Genomic DNA, 18,561 nt, shown 5'->3' on the forward strand with positions numbered 1-18,561 from the left:
CAAGTCATCAACCGAACTGTTTGAGGAACCGCACGTCGTTCTCATAGAACAGGCGCAGGTCGTCGATGTTGTAGCGCCGCATGACCACGCGCTCCAGGCCCATGCCGAGCGCGAAGCCGCTGTAGACTTCCGGATCGATGCCGCAGTTGGAGAGCACCTTCGGATGCACCATACCGCAGCCGAGGATCTCGATCCAGCCCTCGCCCTTGCACAGACGGCAGCCTTCGCCGTGGCAGTTGAAGCACTGCACGTCGACTTCGGCGCTCGGTTCCGTAAAGGGGAAGTGGTGCGGGCGGAAGCGGACGACGGAATCTTCGCCGTACAGACGCTTCACGAAGGTTTCCAGCGTGCCCTTCAGATCGGCAAAGGTGATCCCTTTGTCCACCACAAGGCCCTCGATCTGATGGAAGAGCGGGGAGTGGGTCGCGTCCACTGCATCGGAGCGGTAGACACGGCCGGGGGAGATGATGCGGATCGGCGGTTTCTGCTTTTCCATGACGCGCACCTGCACCGGGGAGGTCTGTGTGCGCAGGAGGATGTTTTCGTTGATATAGAAGGTATCCTGCGTATCGCGCGCCGGATGGTCCTTCGGGATATTCAATGCCTCAAAATTATAATAATCATATTCGACTTCCGGGCCTTCTACAATGTCAAAGCCCATGCCGACAAAGATTTCCTTGATCTCGTCCAAAACAATAGAGAGCGGATGCTTCACGCCCAGCTCGCGGTGTTTGCCCGGCAGGGTTACGTCGAGGCGCTCCTCTTCCAAACGTTTCTGGGTCGCCTGCGCCTTCAGCTCCGCGGCGCGCTTCGTCAGGTCGTCTTCGATAAACGCACGAACCTTGTTGGCCAGCTCGCCGATGACCGGGCGCTCTTCGGGAGAGAGCTTGCCCATCTGCTTGAGGATGGAGGTTACCTCACCTTTTTTCCCAAGATACTTGACGCGCAGGCTTTCCAGCGCTTGGGAGTCGCTTGCTTCCGCCAGCTCCCGCGCCGCATTCGCGCGGATTTCCTCCAGCTTCTGCTTCATTGCGTAATCATTCCTTTCAAAACGATAAAGTATTGGGACGATAAACAAAAAACGCCTTCGCCCCTTCTCAAACATAAGGGACGAAGGCGTAAAACGCTCCGCGGTACCACCCTGATTCACATCGTTTTGCGCGATGTGCAGCTTTCCGGCCGATAACGGCGCCACCCGTCGCAGCCTACCAGAACACCTTCAGCCGCGCCGCTCCAAAGGGAACTTCCCTTTTCCCATGCACAGGCCCGCTTACAGCCGGTGGCGCGCCCTCTCTGTCTGCTGGAAGAAAAGCTACTTTCCTTTTTCCTCGCGTTATTTTTTAATATAGCATCTTTTTTTTAAAAATACAAGCTTTTTTGCGGAATTTTCGGCGCTTCTTTCTCTGGGCACGGCCCGGTGGATTCCCGGATAATCAATTCGGGCCGCAAGAGCAATTTCCCAATGCTGACGCCGCCGATCAGCTCTTCCAGGAGCATAAAAGCGCTTTTGCCGAGTGAGACGCGGTCCTGCCGGACGGTGGTGAGGGCGGGGCACAGATGCTGGGCGATGGGGAGATCGTCAAACCCGATGACGCTGACGTCCTTCGGGACGCGCTTTCCCAGCCGCTTTAGCTCTGCGATCACGCCGGAGGCGATCAAGTCGCTGGCACAGACGATCGCGGTCGCACCGTGTTCGAGAAAGTGTGCAACGTGTTGTTTGGCGCAGTCCGCGACAAACCAGCCGTTTTGGACAAGGGCGGGGTCTACTGTGAGTTTATGGCGTTCCATCGATTCCAGGAAAGCGTCGTGCCGTTCCTTCGTGACCATGCTGTTCTTTGCGCCGTTTAAGAGCGCGATGCGCTTGTGGCCGCCGTCCGCCAGCAGGCGCACGGCCAGTTCAATCCCCTCGAAGCCGTCTGTGCCCACGCTTCCCACATGCCGGTTTTGGATGACATTGTCGAAGAGGACGGTTGGAACGCTTGTCTTATGGACTTGCGCTATGTAATCGTCATGCAAGGAAAATCCGAGCAAAAAAGCCCCGCAAAAGCCATTCTTGAGCATGAAGGAGTCATATTTTTCCTCCGCCTGCATATTGAGATTGGTGGGGAGCACTGTGACGTCAAAGTGACGGCGCGCGGCGGCCAACTTGAATCCAACGATGATTTCGTAGCCAAATTGGTCGATGCTGTTGTACTCCATATTTTCGATTAAAATGCAGACCTTGTGCGTCCCTTTGCGCTGGACACGTTTGACGGCATATCCCATCTCAACGGCAGTATCCAGAACAAGCTGGCGGGTTTCTTCGCTGATATCCTTGGCGCCGTTTAGCCCTTTGGAGACGGTGCTGGTCGCAATACCAAGTTTCTTTGCAATGTCTTTAATGGTTGCCACGACGGTACCTCCTGAAGAATGAAGCCAAATATCGGTTGCGCCGGCCTATGCAGCAGGAATTCCGAATAGGAGAGCGGCGCAATTATAAAAGATTCTGCAGCAAGGCAGATTGTGTGATGGAATCGGACACAAAAAACGCTTAGTTTTTAGTATATCCTGCCAAACGCCGGGTTGCAAGTGCTTTTTCCGGAGCACTATTTGACGGGTGAGGGGAACATTGTAAAATCGCTTCCGATGTTTCCAAGAGGAGTTGGTTCTGTTTCCGGTTGTTCCAGAACCGTAACGGAAGGCTTTTCAAATCACAAACATTCCGCAGCAAGTCCGAAAGAGAGAATCAAACAAAAACAGCCATAATTCACAACAAATTCTAACGAAATGCCTCTATGTTAGTTGACATTACCAAGAGGATTTGGTATCATATCATGCGGTGAGATTTCGAATATTTTCGTGATTTAGGTGATTTTATGCCAAATAAAAGGAAAGAATTGCCCCGCGGAGCGGGGATTTTGCTGCCGGTCAGCAGTTTGCCGTCCCCTTATGGGATCGGCGCATTGGGAAAGGCGGCCTTTGCGTTTATCGACTTCTTAAAGGAGGCCGGGCAGAAATACTGGCAGGTGCTCCCAGTGGGGCCGACCAGTTTTGGCGACAGCCCCTATCAGTCGTTTTCTGCGTTTGCGGGCAATCCCTATTTTATCGACTTAGACACCCTGCGGGAGGAAGGTCTGCTGGAACAGGCGGAGATCGACGCCTTTGACTGGGGGGACGCCCCGGACGATGTGGATTATGCGAAGCTTTATCAATCCCGGTTCCAGGTGCTGCGGTCGGCTTTTCAGAGAAGCCGCCACAGGGATACGCAGGAGTATCGGGCGTTTTGTGAAGCGCAAGCCCTATGGCTGGAGGATTATGCCCTATATATGGCGTTGAAGGATTCCTTTGAGGGCCATGAATGGCTCCGTTGGCCGGAGAAGATCCGTCTGCGCGATGCAGAAGAGGTGGAGATCTGGTCTGGATTGCTGGAAGAGGAGCGGGATTTCTGGAAATTCTGCCAGTATAAATTTTTTGAACAGTGGGACCGCGTCCGGGCATATGCTAAACAGAACGGCGTGCAGATCATCGGGGATATCCCGATCTACGTCGCGTTGGACAGCGCGGACGTGTGGGTCCACGGGGAGCTGTTCCAGTTGGATGAGCAGCACAGGCCCACCTGCGTGGCCGGCGTTCCGCCGGATGCGTTTTCCGAGACGGGCCAGCTGTGGGGCAATCCACTCTACGACTGGGAAGAGATGGAACGCACGGATTTTGCCTGGTGGAAAGCGCGCATGGCGCATTCCGCCCGCTTGTACGACGTGATCCGAATCGATCACTTCATCGGCACCGTGCGGTATTATGCCATCCCCTATGGAGCGACAACCGCTGCGGTGGGCGAGTGGCGGCAGGGGCCCGGCATGAAGCTTGTGAAGGCGATGGACTCCGCAGTCGGCAAGTCGAAGATCATTGCGGAAGACCTGGGGGCATTGGTCCCCGAGGTGCGCAAAGTGCTGAAACAGGCGGGATACCCCGGCATGAAGGTGATGCAGTTTGGATTCGATTCGGATGCGCAAAACGAACACCTTCCGCACAATTATTCGCAGAACTTGGCCATTTACGGCGGCACGCATGACAATGAGACGCTGGTGGGACATTATGTGGAGAACCCATCGAAGGATTCCCGCTATGCCATGCGCTATTTGCAGGTACATCGCCGCAAGGATATCCCCAAGGCGATGGTCGTGGCGGGCTATGCGAGCGTGGCCAATACGGTTCTCTATCAGATACAGGATCTTTTGTTCCTGCCGAACAGCGCGCGGATGAATTTCCCCTCCACGCTGGGGGGCAATTGGCGCTGGCGGTTGGTGGACGGCCAGTTGACCGTCGAGCTGGCGGACTGGCTGCGCGGGCTGACGGAGATTTATGGAAGATAACCAGGAGGATTTGAGGGATGAATACCTTTAAGTATGATATCTGTGAGGCGTTGGAGCTGGACTATGGAAAGACCATCCAAGAGGCCAGCACAGTGGAGCTGTACGACGCGGTTTCCAAAGCTATGATGAAGGCGGTCGCCGCCGATTGGAGGAAGCCTTATGAAGGCAAACAGGCGTGCTATTTTTCCGCAGAATTTCTGATTGGCCGCCTCATTTACAACAACCTGCTCAATTTGGGCTTGCTGGACCAGCTCGCGGAGCTGTTCAATGAGAATGGGATTGAGCTTTCAATCTTTGAGGACATCGAGGACCCGGCGTTGGGCAACGGTGGTTTGGGACGCTTGGCCGCCTGTTTCCTGGATTCAGCTGCCACACACAACATCCCGCTGAATGGCTACGGGATTCGCTACAAATACGGCCTGTTTAAGCAATATTTTAAGAACGGATTCCAGCGGGAGACGGCGGACGATTGGCAGCGGTTTGGCGACCCGTGGTCCATCCGGCGAGAGAGCGAAAAGGTGCTGGTCGAGTTTAAGAACCAGCAGGTATATGCGGTGCCGTACGATATGCCGGTCATTGGGTACGGCGGAAAGCGGATCAATACGCTGCGCCTCTGGCAGGCGGAACCCGTCAATGGATTCGATTTCCAGCTGTTTAACGAGCAGAAATACGACCGCGCGGTGCGGGATCGCGACGAGGCAGAAGCGATTTCCAGCGTGCTGTATCCAAACGACGACACGGACAAAGGGAAGCGCCTGCGTTTGAAACAGCAATATTTCTTCTCCAGCGCATCCCTCCAGGATATCCTGCGCCAATACAAACAGAAGCATGGGAATGATTTCGCAGCGTTCCCGGAGGAATATGCCATCCAGTTGAACGACACCCATCCGGTGGTCTCTATCGCAGAGCTGGTGCGGCTCTTGGCGGAGGAGGGCGTCCCGTTTGCCCGCGCTTTGAAGATTGCGCGGCAGACCTTTGCCTATACCAACCACACCATCATGGCGGAGGCCCTGGAGAAGTGGGATGTGCGCCTGTTTAAGTCGGTGATCCCGCAGGTGTACCGCTATGTGGTGATGATCGATAAAGCCCTGCAAAAGGAGCTCGACGGCAAGGGGATTCAAGGGGAAGCCCAGGCGCCCTATCGGATCATCGACGGAGGGATGATCCACATGGCGCGGATGGCGATCTTTGCCACGCATTCCACCAACGGTGTGGCGAAAATCCACACGGAGATCCTCAAGAACACGGCGCTCAACGAATGGTACCGCTTGTATCCGGAGCGCTTCAACAATAAGACCAACGGCATTACCCAGCGCCGTTGGCTGGCCCTGTGCAACCAGGAGCTTTCCGGGTTTATCACCGGCAAAATCGGCAGCGGCTGGATTACGGATCTCACAAAGCTGAAGGGACTGGAAGCGTTCCAGGAGGATGCGGAGTTCTTGCGGCAATTTGCAGAGATCAAACAGATGAAAAAACAGGAGCTGGCGGCGTATGTGGAGAAGCACGACGGCGTCCGCCTGGACCCCAATTTCCTCTTCGATATTCAGGCAAAGCGCCTGCACGAATATAAGCGCCAGCTTTTGAATGCGTTTTCCATCTTGGACATCTATTTTGGCCTGAAGGATGGACGGATCAAAGATTTTTATCCGACGGTCTTCCTCTTTGGAGCAAAGGCAGCGCCGGGGTATTTCCGCGCCAAGGGCGTGATCAAATACATCAATGAGATCGCCAAGCTGGTCAACCAGGATGAGGAGACCAAAGACCGCTTGCAGGTGCTGTTTGTGGCCAATTACAATGTTTCCTATGCGGAGAAATTGGTCCCTGCGGCGGATGTCTCCGAACAGATTTCCACTGCCGGGACCGAGGCTTCCGGTACGGGCAATATGAAATTTATGCTCAATGGCGCCGTGACGCTGGGGACGTATGACGGCGCGAATGTGGAGATCGTTGAACAGGCAGGCAAGGAGAACAACTATATCTTTGGCGCCAGGGTGGAGGAGCTCGGGCAGATAGAAGCGGTCTATGATCCGAAAATGGTCTATGAGGCCTATCCGCGGATCCGCAGGGTAGTGGACACCCTCGTGGACGGAACCTTCAGCGACGGCGGGACCGGCATGTTCCAGGAGCTTTACGATTCCCTGCTCAAGGGCGCAAGCTGGCATAAGCCGGACAATTACTATCTCCTGCTCGATTTCCTGCCGTATTGCGACGCAAAACTCCAGGCCAATGCCGACTATCGGGACGACCGCATGGGTTTTACCCGCAAATGTTTGATCAACACCGCAAATGCGGGGAAATTCTCCAGCGACCGTACCATCCTGGAATATGCCAAAGAGATTTGGCAGGTGGGCGAGTGACGTCTTTGGACAGCAAGGATGTTTTTCCGGCAAAATCGGACGAGATCAAAAACCAGGAATTGTAAAAAGCGCTGGAATATGGTACAATAATACAACTAGACTGTATTACCGGTGCAACCCCTGTGTTGCACCGGCTGTACGAAGATAGGCAGGGTACCGCGCATGCTCATGGTGGGAATCGATCTGATTGAGATCAAGCGAATCAAAAAATCGATGCAAAATCCGCGTTTTTGTAAAAGGGTATTTGGACCCAGCGAATGGGCCTTTTTGCAGGAGCGCGGATTTTCCGCGCAAAGTGCGGCGGCCTCTTTCTGCGCAAAAGAGGCGTTTGCAAAGGCGCTGGGAACGGGAGTGCGCGGCTTTTCCCTTGCGGAAGTGGAGTTGCTGCGCGGAAGCTTGGGGGAACCGAGCCTGCATTTAAGCGGGGCAGCACGGCGCATTGCACAAGAACGCGGCCTTACGTTTTCGGTGAGCGTGACGCACACCAAGGAGTATGCGGCGGCCGTCGTGATTGGCCAGCGCCAAGAGGATTCCTGCTGTTCATAGAGCAAAAATGCTTCTATTGTGCCCGGAGCAGTCCGGATAAAAAGGAGAGGTACATAGATGAAGGTATTGAATGCGGAACAGACCCGCAATCTGGAAAAGAACGCCGTCCGGTCGGGGATCGGCTATTTGCAGCTGATGGAAAACGCAGGCGCGGCCGCCGCGCGCTTTATCAAGAAGCGTTTCCCGGTTGACCAGAAGCACATTGTGGTGCTTTGCGGAAAGGGGAACAACGGCGGGGATGGCTTTGTCGCTGCGCGCCATCTTGCGGAACTGGGGGCAAAGGTGATTGTAGTCCTCACCGAGGGACAGCCCGGCACCGAGATCGCGCGGGAGATGTTTGAAAAGCTCTCCGGCACGACGGTCAAAACGGTCGATTATCTGGAAACCCCGGAGATCATTGCGCCGATGCTTTCTTCTGCGGACTATATTGTGGATGCGATCTATGGGATTGGCTTCCACGGTTCGGTTCCGGAATATTTGCATCCGCTGTTTATCGTGGTAAAGAGCTGCACGGCGACCGTGATCTCCCTGGATATTCCCAGCGGCGTGATCTGCGACACTGGCGGGATTGAGGGAAAATGCATCCGTGCAAATTACACGGTTTCGTTTACCACCTTGAAGAACGCGCACCTCTTACAGCCCGGAAAGACATACTGCGGGCAAGTGGCCGTGGTCCCGGTGGGCATCACGGCTGCGATGGTCAACCGCCAGCCGACCACCTTAGAGGTGACGGAGCAGAATGTGGCGCGCGCCATGGTGAAGCCGCGCAAGCCGGAGAGCAACAAGGGCAGTTATGGCCGCCTGCTTTGTGTATGCGGCAGCGTGGGCATGGCCGGCGCAGCGGTTTTGAGCGCGAAGGCAGCCATCCGCTGTGGAGCTGGGTTGGTAAACGTCGCATTGCCGTCGGCGATTTATCCCATTGTGGCGTCCCAGGTGGTCGAGCCGGTCTACACGCTCCTGAACCACTTGCCGAACGGTTCGCTCTCTGGGGAGAGTGAGCGCAACTTGCTGTCCTTCCTCTCGCGTTCGACGGCCTGCTTAATTGGCTGTGGGCTGGGGAAATCCGCTGCTTCGGTGGCGTTGGTGACCAAGCTGCTGGCGACGGCGAAATGCCCCTTGGTGATCGATGCGGATGGCATAAATATCATCGCGGAGCATATAGATATCTTGAAAACAGCAAAGGGGCCGGTCATCATGACGCCGCATCCCGGCGAGATGGCGCGCCTTCTCAAGACCAATGTCGCGGATGTGCAAGCGCACCGCTTGGAATATGCGCGGAGCTTTGCGGCGGAACACAATGTAACCATGGTGCTCAAAGGCGCCGGGACCATTGCGGTTTCTCCGGAGGGAAAGGCGTTCCTCAATATCACAGGAAACCCCGGCATGGCAAAGGCGGGCAGCGGCGATGTGCTGGCTGGCATGATCGCTTCGTTTGTCGCCCAGGGGGTGCAGCCGCTGACAGCAGCTGCTGGCTGCGTATACCTGCATGGCATGGCCGGAGACCGCTGTGCGCAGCGGCTTTCCAAGTGCGCGATGCTCCCGTCGGACATGATTGAAAAGCTTCCGGAGCTGTTTTTAGAAATCGAACGATAGACCGGAGGGATGCCCATGCGCAGGGCAGCGCTGTTCCTACTCCCATTGCTCGCTTGTTTGCTGTCCGCTTGTACGGCTGCGGCCCAGCCGCTGGAACCCGCGGACTTGGTGTTCCATTTTTCGTGTAAGGCGGAGATCACTTCGGGGGAAACGCAGGTTTCCTGTGAGGTGGACCGCACCGGGCCGGGAATCCTGCGCGTGTCCATTGTGAAACCGGACGATCTATCCGGCATGGATTACTATTGGAGCGGCGAGGGATTTAGCGTCGCCTATGCTGGGTTGGAAGCGCAGAGCGATGCTTGTACGCTTCCGCAGAACAATTTCGCTTTGATTTTGCAGCAGACCTTGGATTATGCTTGCCGCCCGGATGTGCTGACCGCAGGGCAGGACGGCGTATTCAGCGGGAGCTTTGATGGGTGTGACTTTTCTCTGACGGCAAACGCGGAGACGGGGCAGATCGAGTCGCTCTCCATCCCACAGAAGGAGTTTACAGCGCAGTTCCTTTACGACCCGCCAGCAGAACGGACGTTGCTTGTAAAATGAACATAGAAACATATGACCCGCTGTTCGGAGAAATCCGGGCAGCGGTTTTTGCTTTCGGCCGGCAGCTATTTTCTGCGTAAATCCCAAATTTGTTTTTGTGTCCATGGCCTTCCTCTCCTAATATTATGATAACGAGCTTGACAAGTTTTTTGGCAGAGATTTTTTGAATGCGAATAAACGTGGAACCCACGGTCAAAAATACGAATAAGCTCATGAGTGGTAATGATCCTTATATTTGGAGAGTGAAAAGCGTGAACATTAGAAGAGGCGATATTTATTATGCCGATTTGAGCCCTGTTGTCGGTTCGGAACAGGGTGGGGTGCGCCCGGTCCTAATTGTTCAAAACGATGTTGGAAACCGGTTTAGTCCGACCGTCATCGCGGCGGCCATCACCAGCCAGCGGGCAAAAGCAAACCTCCCCACGCATATTATGCTGCATTCGGAGGACACCGGGCTGGCGAAGGATTCGGTGGTCCTATTGGAGCAAGTGCGCACCATTGATAAGCATCGTTTGAAGGAGCGCATGGGACGCATCGACCGCCGTTCCATGGAACAGGTCGATCAGGCACTCAGCATCAGTTTTGGGCTGGGCGGCACCGAAACAGTTCGACGGGCTACATAGAATCTTGCGCATGGACGGCGCAAGGTAGCCCGATTAGAAAAATTTGAATCCATTCGATCGCGTATAATACCGGTACAAATATGGGAAAATAAAGGACACGCTACCGCTATTGCGAGTGGCGCCAAAAGAAGCAAGGTTCGGAAAAGAGCCGCAGAGATCGCGCTGCCAAATACTCGGCAACGCCATAAGAGAAGGGATGTGTTCCAAATGGCATTGACAGAAAAAGAACTTTCTGCCATTGAAGATCAGCTGAGTTGCGAGAAGCTGCTGATTGCGAAGTGCAAAGCCTATGCACAGCAGTGCACAGACCCGGAACTCAAGCAAAAGTGCAATGCAATTGCAGGAAAGCACCAGACCCATTATGAAAAGCTCTTGAGCTTTTTGAACTAGGGAGGGATCGACGATGGCCATGCAGGAAAAAGAAGTGTTCGACGATGTTTTGACATCGCAGAAGTTTATTACAGAAACGTACAACACGTACGCCAACGAATGTGCAACGCCGGATATCCGCGATGAATTCATGAACATCCTGAACGAAGAACACCAGATTCAGGCGGATGTGTTTGATGAGATGAAGAAGCGCGGTTGGTATCCGACGCCGCAGGCACAGCAGCAGAAAATTCAGCAGGCAAAGCAAAAATTTCGAAATGCAAATCCGCAGTCCTAAAAGATTGCAGCGGCAGGGCCGGTTCGAAGGGAGAACTTCGAGCCGGCCCTGCCCACGTTTCCGCCAAAGGAAATGGAAAAGCTCCCTCTGTTTTTGACAGAAATAGCAAAAACAAACCGCTATAATGAAAGAGCGCTGGAAATGACCGCCTTGGAAAGAAAAAAGGGGGGATGGGACACACGCAAACCGTTTATCTGGATGTATTGATTGGAGTAAACCTATTCATCAATTATTTTTTGCTGCTTGCGGTTGCACGCTTCTTACATATCCCGGCAAAGCGCGGACGGATGGTTGCAGGGGCTGCCTTGGGTGCCTTTTACGCTTTGAGCATCTTTCTGCCGGAGTTGCATCCGATTCTATCCCTCCTCGTCAAACTGCTGATGTCCGCGACCATCGTTTGGCTGGCTTTCCCCATACAGAGCTGGAAAATGTTCCTGCGGGCATTGGCGGGATTTTATCTGACGAGCTTTGCATTCGCTGGTTTTATGCTCTGCCTCTGGTATTTTGTGGCGCCGCAAGGCCTTCTGATCAAAAATTCCGTTGTTTACTTTGATGTTTCTCCACTGTTTTTGCTCTGTGCAACCGTGGCCTGCTATTTCGCCATCCGGCTAGTCCAGCGGATCACTGGAAGGCAGCGCCCAGAGGCGCTGTTTTGCCCGATCACGATCCAACGAGGCGGGCAGGAAAGCCGCTGCACCGCAAAAGTGGACACGGGAAATACCCTGACCGAACCGTTTTCCGGCTTTCCGGTGGTCGTGGTGCAGGAAGAGGCGGTCCAGGCGGTGGTTCCTCAGCAGCAGGAACAGACAGCTTTCCGCCTGGTGCCCTATGGAGCGGTCGGGGGTGGGGGCGTCCTTTCCGCATTCCGGCCGGAAAAGCTGGTGATCTCCGCAGGCAAACGGGTTATAGAGACGAGAGACGTCTATATCGCGGTGAGCCAAGAGCCGCTTTCCAATGGGGAGTTCCAGGCGTTGCTTCATCCGGACCTATTGTCCTGAATCCTCCTTTTGTCTAAATTTGGCCGTGGACAAAAGGATGCAGTGTTCTATGCCGAACGGCAGCGGCAAAAGGGGAGTATGTGTTTCTAAAAAAAGCAGGCAGCCTGATCCAATGGTTGCGCGAAAAAGGGTCGTTCTGGTTGCTCCGATTCCGCGTGCGGGGGGAAATCCACTATATCAACGGGCCGGAGACTTTACCGCCGCCCCTCACGGCGGAGCAGGAAGCGGCCGTGATGGAAAACATCCTTGCAGGGAAGAAAAATGCCCGTGAACCGCTGATTACCCACAACCTGCGCCTGGTGGTATATATTGCAAAGAAGTTCGAATCCAGCACGGCAAATGTGGAGGATCTGATTTCCATCGGGACCATCGGCCTCATCAAAGCGGTGAATACCTTTTGCCCGGAGCGCAAGATCAAGCTGGCGACGTATGCATCCCGTTGCATTGAAAATGAGATTTTGATGTATCTGCGCAAGAGTTCCCAGCAGAAAAATGAGATTTCGATCGACGATCCGCTGAATGTGGACTGGGATGGCAATGAATTGCTTCTCTCCGATATTTTGGGCAGCGAACAGGATACCGTGAACCATGGGCTGGAGCAGGAGGTGGAGCGCGATCTGCTGCTGAATGCGGTGGATCATCTGGCGCCGCGCGAAAAAAAGATCATGCAGCTCCGGTTCGGGCTAAACCACACCAAGGAGCACACCCAGAAAGAGGTAGCCGATAGCTTGGGAATCTCACAGTCCTACATCTCGCGGTTGGAAAAACGCATCATCGAACGGCTGCGCAAAGACCTGGAACGGGTCAGCTGACAAAAAATAGGTACATAAAAAACCACTCGCACCACATGAAAAATGGGTGCGAGTGGTTTTTATTTCATACCATCAATAGATTTCCCAGTATGCAGCGCTGTAGGGAGGAAGCTTGCTGCCGCCGCCGAAGTCGTGTGTTTGGCCGGTCAGCAGATCGCGGGCCCGGCCTGCGTTGGCATTGAAGTGTGCATCATAGGCCTCTCCGTCCGCATTGACCGCCACCAGCACACGCTGTCCCTCAAAGGAACGCTCAAAGATGAACTGCTTATTGGTCAGCATCAGAGATTTGAAATCGCCATAGCAAAGCGCTTTGCTTTCCTTATGCGCTTTTGCGCATGTGGCGATCCATTCGGTTAGTGCATTGCACTGCGGCGCTTCAAAGCAGGGGCGGAGGGAGTCGTCGCTGCCATGCTCTTTTTTTCCTTCAGCGCCCCATTCGCTGCCGTAGTAGATGCAGGGGATACCGGGCATGCCGAAGAGCAGCGCGTAAATGAGGGGAAGATGCTTTTCGTTGTTCAGGTTGCTTGCGATGCGGACGACGTCGTGGTTATCCACAAAGTTGAGCAAATGCTTTCCCTTGTAGAGCGTCCAGTTCTCCGGGCCGAATTGGCGCAGAAGGGAATGGCCGATCTCGAACAGGTTCATGGAATTTAAGCTCGAATAGAGCCCTTTATAGCATTCATAGTTTGTTGCGCTATGCAACATCTGGTCGTTCATAATCTGGTTGTAATCCCCGCCGAGAATTTCGCCGACCAGGAAGAAATCTGGCTTTAAGGTGTCGCAGAAGCTGCGCAGGCGGCGGAGAAAGTCGCGGTCCACGCAGTAGGCCACGTCCAACCGCAGGCCGTCGATGTCGAATTCTTCGACCCAGCTGCGAATACAGGAGAAGAGATGCTCAATCACCGCTTCATTGCGCAGATTCAATTTCACTAGCTCATAGTGGCCTTCCCAGCCCTCATACCAGAGGCCATCGTTATAACCGTCGTTCCCACCAAAGTTGATATGGAACCAATCCTTATAGGGGGAGTTTTCCCGATTCTTTAATACATCTTGGAAAGCCCAGAAACCACGCCCCACATGGTTGAATACACCGTCGATGACCACCTTGATTCCGTTTTGGTGGAGCGCCTTGCACACGGACGCAAAATCCTCGTTGGTACCGAGGCGGCAGTCGATTTTGCGGTAATCACGCGTATCATAGCCGTGCGCATCGGATTCAAAAATCGGAGAGAAATATATGGCATTTGCACCGCAGTCCAAAATATGAGGAATCCAGTCCTGCACTTTTTGAATGCGCGGTGTGAGGATCCCGTCGTTTTGTTTTGGCGCCCCGCAGAAACCAAGGGGATAGATTTGATAGAAAACACTTTCGTAAGCCCACATCTGAAAAAACTCCAATCTCCGCTGAGTAAGAATAAAATAAATAAGAAAAGGAAGAAGAGAGCCCGTTTTCAGCGGCAAACAAAGCTCATATTGCACAATAAAGTAGAAAATATTTTGAATTGAACTGTCATTATTATACAATAAAATGAAACAAATGTCACGCAAAATTTCGAAAATTTTTGTAGCAAAACGAATGAACCCCCTTCCGTTTCAAACCTGGAAGGGGGTTTATTCAATCCTTTGTTTCGGAACATAGACCCGGCAAAATGGAGTATGCCTCAACAAGCCGCGCGTATGTATAGTGGCGGCAATTCGCCGGGCTGGTGGATGGAAGCGAGACAGAGGGAAGCCTGGTAGAAGGCAGGCACAGACGTTTATAGAGAGCGGCGGCCTTTGTCCCCGTTGTACAGATGGTGTGGATATGGGTCTCCTGTAGGAGTGAGGATAAGTCGTTCGCAACCGGCTCCCGGATGCTTCCGTCGTCCGCTCCTTCTATGGCACAGCTCCGCAGAACATCCCACAGAGCAATGTGGTTGCGCAAGCAGAATGCTACTTTCTCTTCCTTAGAGACGGGGAGAGCTTGCTGAAATACATCGGCGAGCACGCGCCAAAAGCGATTTTGCGGGTGGGAATAGTAGAAGCCAATGGCGCGGCTTTTTGGGGAGGGCATGGTGCCAAGGATTAGCACACGCGACTCCCCGTCATACAAGGGCTCCAATGTATGTGTAACGTATTCGGCCACGGCGTTTATCCCTCCGTTCCCTTCCGAGAGAATGCCAGCTGTTTTGCCAAAGGAAGAAGGGATTCCAACCGGTTTTCGCAGCGGTTTTCCAAGACCGAATCCAGTAATTCCTGCAACAAGCGGCCCACCTCCGGTCCCTCTGGAACGCCTATTTGGAGCAAGTCCTTTCCGTGGATTGCAAGGTCCTTCAATTGAAAACAGGATTGCTCTGCGAGAATGTGATCGAGAACGGCAGCTTCCCGGTCGATCATATCCATGCGGAGGGCTGCGGCGGGGGAGTGTGCAGCTGTATCCGCGCGGTTGACCGCGAGCAGCATACGAAACAGCGGTTCACCAAGCCGGTTTAGCCAGCGTTTGACGCGGACCTCCTCGTCGGTGATCGATACATCGTGGTACTTGACCAGGGTTGCTACGGTGCGGATGGTTTCTTTGCTGAATCGCAGACGCGTCAATACGTTTTTTGCGATTTCTGCCCCGAGGTTCTGGTGCCCATAAAAATGGCCGATGCCTTTGGCATCCATGGAAAAACATCGCGGCTTTCCGATATCATGAAACAGGATGGCGAGGCGCAGCTCCAGCCTTGGCGCAATAGCGGAGATTGCATGAAGCGTATGTTCCCATACATCATATATGTGATACGGGCTGTGTTGTTCCAATCCGACCATGGGGGTAATTTCCGGAAGAAAGACGGCAATGACACTTTGGTACTTCCGCAAAATGCGCTCTGCGTCCTTGCCGCACAGCAGCTTGCCAAATTCAACTTGAATCCGTTCTTCGGAGATCTGATGCAGCAAGTTTTTTTGCTGGAACATTGCATAGGCCGTCTTCTTTTCGATGGTGAATCCCAAGGTAGAAGCAAAACGAAGCCCGCGGAGAATCCGCAGGGCGTCCTCCTGAAAACGCTGTTCCGGGATTCCGACACAGCGCAGAGTGCGGCTGTGCAAGTCGTGTAATCCGTTGTAGGGGTCCACGAGCCCTTTGTTGGGATGGTAGGCGATTGCGTTTACTGTAAAGTCACGGCGTGCCAAATCGTCCACCAAATTGCGGGAGAAGGTGACGGAGTCCGGATGCCGTCCATCGGAGTAGGTGCCGTCCACACGGTAGGTGGTGATCTCTACGGGCATACCGTCCGCGACTACGGTGACGGTCCCGTGCTGTAGGCCGGTGGCAAGGACCTGGTAGCCGGGCAGAGCTCGTATGGTTTCCTCCGGAAGGGCAGAGCAAGTGAGATCCCAGTCGTTTGGGGAAAGCCCCAGAAGGCTATCCCGTATACATCCGCCAACGGCATAGGCCTCATATCCTTGCCTTTGCAGCAATTCCATCAGGCGCAGCACCTGCTTCGGTGGATGGATGGGAGGGGAATCGTTCTTTTTTCGGGATGCGCAGCGCCTGGACGATGGCATATGGTTCACCTCTTTTCGTATTTTATTATAACTGAAAATTTACCAAAGGGATAGCCCTTCGCGGCACAAGGACAAAATTTTGTCGGTCTCTTAGGGAGAAAGATCCCTTTGGACGCGGTTATGTGATGCCTCCTGCCGTTACATTCCTAGCGCAATAGATGAAGAGGGAAATCGGCCAAGCTGCAATGAACGAAAATCAGCAAATGGAAACACAAGAGAAACAAAAAACAGCGCGGAGAAGCTTCCGCGCTGTTTATCTGCTGTTGGGAAAAGCTTATTTAATCATGTTGGCAACTTCGTCTGCAAAATTGTCCTCGCGCTTCTCAAGGCCTTCGCCCTTCTCAAAGCGGACAAATGCAACGATCTTGATGTCGCCGCCAAGCTCTTTTGCCGTGTTTGCAGTATACTGCTGAACGGACAGATCGCCGTCCTTCACATATGCCTGGTCGACCAAGCAAACTTCCTTGAAGAATTTGCCGAGTCTGCCAACAACGATCTTCTCAGCGATATTGGCCGGCTTGCCGGACTCAATCACCTGCTCGGTGAGAATTTTCTTTTCATGCTCCACAACGTCAGCCGGGACGGAAGCCTCGTCCAAATAGGACGGGTTGATTGCAGCAACCTGCATAGCGATGTTCTTTGCATACTCCTCGAAGCCCTCTTTTGCAGCAACTTCCGGAGAAGTCTCAAACTTCACCAAAACACCGATTCTGCCGCCGCCATGGATATAGGAAACAACCGTACCCTCATAGCGCTGGAAACGGCGGATCTTGATATTCTCGCCGATGGTCAGGATCTTTTCCTTCAGCAATGCATCGACGGTCATGTCGGTGCCTGCCGCCTTGCAAGCCAGAAGTGCTTCCACATCTGCCGGATTCTCGGAGATAACCGTATCCGCACAGGTCTTTACAAAGTTCTGGAAATCCGCATTCTTCGCAACAAAGTCGGTTTCCGCGTTTACTTCGATGGCAACGCCAACATTCTTCGCCTCATTGGTGCATGCAAACGCAACGCCCTCTGCGGCAATACGGCCAGCCTTCTTTGTAGCAGCGGCAAGGCCCTTTTCTCTCAGGAAATCGATAGCGGCGTCCATATCGCCGTTTGCTTCAGTCAGTGCCTTCTTGCAGTCCATCATTCCGCAGCCGGTCTTCTCACGAAGTGCTGCAACGTCTTTTGCTGTAAAAGCAGCCATTGATTGATCCCTCCGTTTTTTAAGTGCGCCGGAAAGTGGTCTCCCCGGCGCTATTTGATCAAAATTCTTTTCAAATAGATAGGGAACCCCCCATCCAATTAGCCTGCGACCTCGTCCGTCTCATTTTCCTTTTCCTGCGCTTCAGCAGAACCCATCTGGCCTTCTCTGCCTTCGATGATCGCGTTGGCCATTGTTGCGGAGATCAGCTTAACCGCACGGATTGCGTCGTCGTTGCCCGGAATGACATAGTCGATTTCGTCCGGATCGCAGTTGGTATCAACAATTGCAACAATCGGAATGCCGAGCTTCTTTGCCTCTGCAACCGCAATTCTCTCCTTGCGCGGGTCCACAATGAACAATGCGCCGGGGAGCTGCTTCATATCTTTAATGCCGCCCATGAATTTTTCCAGCTTTTGAATTTCGAGCTGGAGCTTCGTGACTTCCTTCTTCGGGAGCAGATCAAACGTGCCGTCCGCTTCCATCGCCTTGAGCTGGTTCAAACGGTCAATTCTGCGGCGAATAGTGCGGAAGTTGGTGAGCATACCGCCCAGCCATCTTGCATTTACAAAGTAAGCGCCAGCGCGTTCGGCTTCATCACGGACCGATTCCTGCGCCTGCTTCTTGGTGCCGACGAACAGGACGGACTTGCCTTCCATCGAAAGATCACGGACGAAATTGTACGCTTCTTCAAGCTTCTTAACGGTCTTCTGCAGGTCGATGATGTAGATGCCGTTGCGCTCGGTGAAGATGTAGGGAGCCATTTTCGGGTTCCATCTTCTGGTCTGGTGGCCGAAATGTACACCGGCCTCCAAAAGCTGTTTCATAGATACGACTGCCATAATAAAATCCTCCTTGGTTTTTCCGCCGCCGCGCTCTGTTTTGGACGCAGAACTTCAAGGAATCCCTTTCGAAGCACCGGTTCGTCCAGCGCTGGCGTGTGTTTTGCGCGCATTATTATACCACAATCCAACAGGGATTGCAATATTTTTTCGGAAGATCACAGATTCGCTCAGCTTCCGAAGAGATGCGGCTTCTTTTTTACGCGGTAAAAATCATTATAACATACCAGAATCGTTTCGTCACCAATTACTTCAATATCCTGCCATTTGATAATAATATCATCCTCACGGCCGAGCAGGCCAAAAAAGCGCAGCCGGCCATAGATGACCAAAGAGAGGACCCGCGCGGTAACGGTGTCGATCTCCACATCGCACACATACCCAATACGTGTGCCGTCTTTGGTGTTGATAACCTCTTTGTGCCGCATGTCCGCGATTCTGCAATTCATGGAACACTCCTCCTGCTCTACTGATCGTAGTATATCTATGCGGAGAGAATGCCGAACATGCG

18 protein-coding genes and 1 other annotated feature are annotated in these 18,561 nt (G+C 53.5%); of the genes, 10 read left to right on the top strand and 8 right to left on the bottom strand.

Translation table 11 applies throughout. The features are described from left to right. Positions 1-7: 7 nt before the first annotated feature. Complete coding sequence (gene pheS, locus I2E77_RS05865) at positions 8-1,030, bottom strand: phenylalanine--tRNA ligase subunit alpha (RefSeq protein WP_087233264.1); 1,023 nt, start codon at positions 1,028-1,030, stop codon at positions 8-10. 73 nt (positions 1,031-1,103) lie between these two features. Beyond that, positions 1,104-1,338: a binding site (T-box leader), on the bottom strand. A gap of 21 nt (positions 1,339-1,359) precedes the next feature. Further along, complete coding sequence (locus I2E77_RS05870; RefSeq protein ID WP_195450804.1) at positions 1,360-2,391, bottom strand: LacI family DNA-binding transcriptional regulator; 1,032 nt, start codon at positions 2,389-2,391, stop codon at positions 1,360-1,362. A gap of 464 nt (positions 2,392-2,855) precedes the next feature. Between I2E77_RS05870 and malQ the strand changes: the two genes are divergently transcribed. From malQ to sigE, 10 genes are all read left to right on the top strand, one after another. Next, a complete protein-coding gene (gene malQ, locus I2E77_RS05875; protein WP_195450805.1) occupies positions 2,856-4,352 on the top strand; it encodes a 4-alpha-glucanotransferase in 1,497 nt (498 codons plus the stop codon). Between the two features lie 17 nt (positions 4,353-4,369). Further along, positions 4,370-6,709, top strand: coding sequence for a glycogen/starch/alpha-glucan phosphorylase (locus tag I2E77_RS05880; protein WP_195450806.1), 2,340 nt, complete (start codon positions 4,370-4,372; stop codon positions 6,707-6,709). A gap of 162 nt (positions 6,710-6,871) precedes the next feature. Then, complete coding sequence (gene acpS, locus I2E77_RS05885) at positions 6,872-7,255, top strand: holo-ACP synthase (protein ID WP_087233276.1); 384 nt, start codon at positions 6,872-6,874, stop codon at positions 7,253-7,255. A gap of 57 nt (positions 7,256-7,312) precedes the next feature. Further along, positions 7,313-8,848 carry an NAD(P)H-hydrate dehydratase gene (locus I2E77_RS05890; RefSeq protein WP_195450807.1) on the top strand — a complete coding sequence of 512 codons (1,536 nt, stop codon included), beginning with the start codon at positions 7,313-7,315 and terminating at the stop codon, positions 8,846-8,848. Positions 8,849-8,863: 15 nt separating this feature from the next. Continuing rightward, positions 8,864-9,391, top strand: a complete 528-nt coding sequence (locus I2E77_RS05895) for a hypothetical protein (RefSeq protein ID WP_191362797.1) — start codon at positions 8,864-8,866, stop codon at positions 9,389-9,391. Between the two features lie 212 nt (positions 9,392-9,603). Beyond that, positions 9,604-10,014 carry a type II toxin-antitoxin system PemK/MazF family toxin gene (locus tag I2E77_RS05900; RefSeq protein WP_207738202.1) on the top strand — a complete coding sequence of 137 codons (411 nt, stop codon included), beginning with the start codon at positions 9,604-9,606 and terminating at the stop codon, positions 10,012-10,014. A gap of 207 nt (positions 10,015-10,221) precedes the next feature. Further along, on the top strand, positions 10,222-10,404 hold the full coding sequence (locus I2E77_RS05905) for a spore coat protein (RefSeq protein ID WP_191395473.1): 183 nt from the start codon (positions 10,222-10,224) through the stop codon (positions 10,402-10,404). Between the two features lie 13 nt (positions 10,405-10,417). Then, on the top strand, positions 10,418-10,681 hold the full coding sequence (locus tag I2E77_RS05910; protein ID WP_191362799.1) for a spore coat protein: 264 nt from the start codon (positions 10,418-10,420) through the stop codon (positions 10,679-10,681). 170 nt (positions 10,682-10,851) lie between these two features. Beyond that, a complete protein-coding gene (locus I2E77_RS05915; protein WP_195450808.1) occupies positions 10,852-11,679 on the top strand; it encodes a sigma-E processing peptidase SpoIIGA in 828 nt (275 codons plus the stop codon). A 107-nt stretch (positions 11,680-11,786) separates the two neighbouring features. Then, positions 11,787-12,491, top strand: coding sequence for an RNA polymerase sporulation sigma factor SigE (gene sigE, locus I2E77_RS05920; protein WP_442856116.1), 705 nt, complete (start codon positions 11,787-11,789; stop codon positions 12,489-12,491). 72 nt (positions 12,492-12,563) lie between these two features. On the opposite strand, the gene I2E77_RS05925 is transcribed toward sigE, so the two are convergent. The 6 genes from I2E77_RS05925 to I2E77_RS05950 form a co-directional block, all read right to left on the bottom strand. Beyond that, positions 12,564-13,874, bottom strand: a complete 1,311-nt coding sequence (locus tag I2E77_RS05925) for an alpha-amylase family glycosyl hydrolase (RefSeq protein ID WP_191448225.1) — start codon at positions 13,872-13,874, stop codon at positions 12,564-12,566. Between the two features lie 232 nt (positions 13,875-14,106). Beyond that, positions 14,107-14,616: a DNA-deoxyinosine glycosylase gene (locus I2E77_RS05930; RefSeq protein WP_195450809.1), complete on the bottom strand. Its 510-nt coding sequence runs from the start codon at positions 14,614-14,616 to the stop codon at positions 14,107-14,109. 5 nt (positions 14,617-14,621) lie between these two features. Next, positions 14,622-16,019 carry a CCA tRNA nucleotidyltransferase gene (locus I2E77_RS05935; protein ID WP_195450810.1) on the bottom strand — a complete coding sequence of 466 codons (1,398 nt, stop codon included), beginning with the start codon at positions 16,017-16,019 and terminating at the stop codon, positions 14,622-14,624. A 274-nt stretch (positions 16,020-16,293) separates the two neighbouring features. Next, on the bottom strand, positions 16,294-17,211 hold the full coding sequence (tsf, locus tag I2E77_RS05940) for a translation elongation factor Ts (RefSeq protein ID WP_087233343.1): 918 nt from the start codon (positions 17,209-17,211) through the stop codon (positions 16,294-16,296). Positions 17,212-17,309: 98 nt separating this feature from the next. Next, the gene (gene rpsB / locus I2E77_RS05945; RefSeq protein WP_087233346.1) at positions 17,310-18,050 is read right to left on the bottom strand and encodes a 30S ribosomal protein S2; all 741 of its coding nucleotides are present in this window, start codon (positions 18,048-18,050) and stop codon (positions 17,310-17,312) included. A 170-nt stretch (positions 18,051-18,220) separates the two neighbouring features. Beyond that, a complete protein-coding gene (locus I2E77_RS05950) occupies positions 18,221-18,499 on the bottom strand; it encodes a YlmC/YmxH family sporulation protein (protein WP_087233349.1) in 279 nt (92 codons plus the stop codon). Between the last annotated feature and the right edge of the window lie 62 nt (positions 18,500-18,561).

It is taken from the genome of Anaeromassilibacillus sp. 1001302B_160321_C8 (genome assembly GCF_015554745.1).
Taxonomy (GTDB): Bacteria; Bacillota; Clostridia; order Oscillospirales; family Acutalibacteraceae; genus Anaeromassilibacillus; species Anaeromassilibacillus stercoravium.

Coding starts and splice junctions, on each gene's coding strand:
- I2E77_RS05890 (WP_195450807.1), top strand. CDS start 7,313: ATGAAGGTATTGAATGCGGAACAGACCCGCAATCTGGAAAAGAACGCC.
- I2E77_RS05950 (WP_087233349.1), bottom strand. CDS start 18,499: ATGAATTGCAGAATCGCGGACATGCGGCACAAAGAGGTTATCAACACC.
- I2E77_RS05935 (WP_195450810.1), bottom strand. CDS start 16,019: ATGCCATCGTCCAGGCGCTGCGCATCCCGAAAAAAGAACGATTCCCCT.
- rpsB (WP_087233346.1), bottom strand. CDS start 18,050: ATGGCAGTCGTATCTATGAAACAGCTTTTGGAGGCCGGTGTACATTTC.
- I2E77_RS05880 (WP_195450806.1), top strand. CDS start 4,370: ATGAATACCTTTAAGTATGATATCTGTGAGGCGTTGGAGCTGGACTAT.
- I2E77_RS05910 (WP_191362799.1), top strand. CDS start 10,418: ATGGCCATGCAGGAAAAAGAAGTGTTCGACGATGTTTTGACATCGCAG.
- I2E77_RS05905 (WP_191395473.1), top strand. CDS start 10,222: ATGGCATTGACAGAAAAAGAACTTTCTGCCATTGAAGATCAGCTGAGT.
- I2E77_RS05900 (WP_207738202.1), top strand. CDS start 9,604: ATGAGTGGTAATGATCCTTATATTTGGAGAGTGAAAAGCGTGAACATT.
- I2E77_RS05895 (WP_191362797.1), top strand. CDS start 8,864: ATGCGCAGGGCAGCGCTGTTCCTACTCCCATTGCTCGCTTGTTTGCTG.
- malQ (WP_195450805.1), top strand. CDS start 2,856: ATGCCAAATAAAAGGAAAGAATTGCCCCGCGGAGCGGGGATTTTGCTG.
- pheS (WP_087233264.1), bottom strand. CDS start 1,030: ATGAAGCAGAAGCTGGAGGAAATCCGCGCGAATGCGGCGCGGGAGCTG.
- acpS (WP_087233276.1), top strand. CDS start 6,872: ATGCTCATGGTGGGAATCGATCTGATTGAGATCAAGCGAATCAAAAAA.
- I2E77_RS05925 (WP_191448225.1), bottom strand. CDS start 13,874: ATGTGGGCTTACGAAAGTGTTTTCTATCAAATCTATCCCCTTGGTTTC.
- I2E77_RS05915 (WP_195450808.1), top strand. CDS start 10,852: ATGGGACACACGCAAACCGTTTATCTGGATGTATTGATTGGAGTAAAC.
- tsf (WP_087233343.1), bottom strand. CDS start 17,211: ATGGCTGCTTTTACAGCAAAAGACGTTGCAGCACTTCGTGAGAAGACC.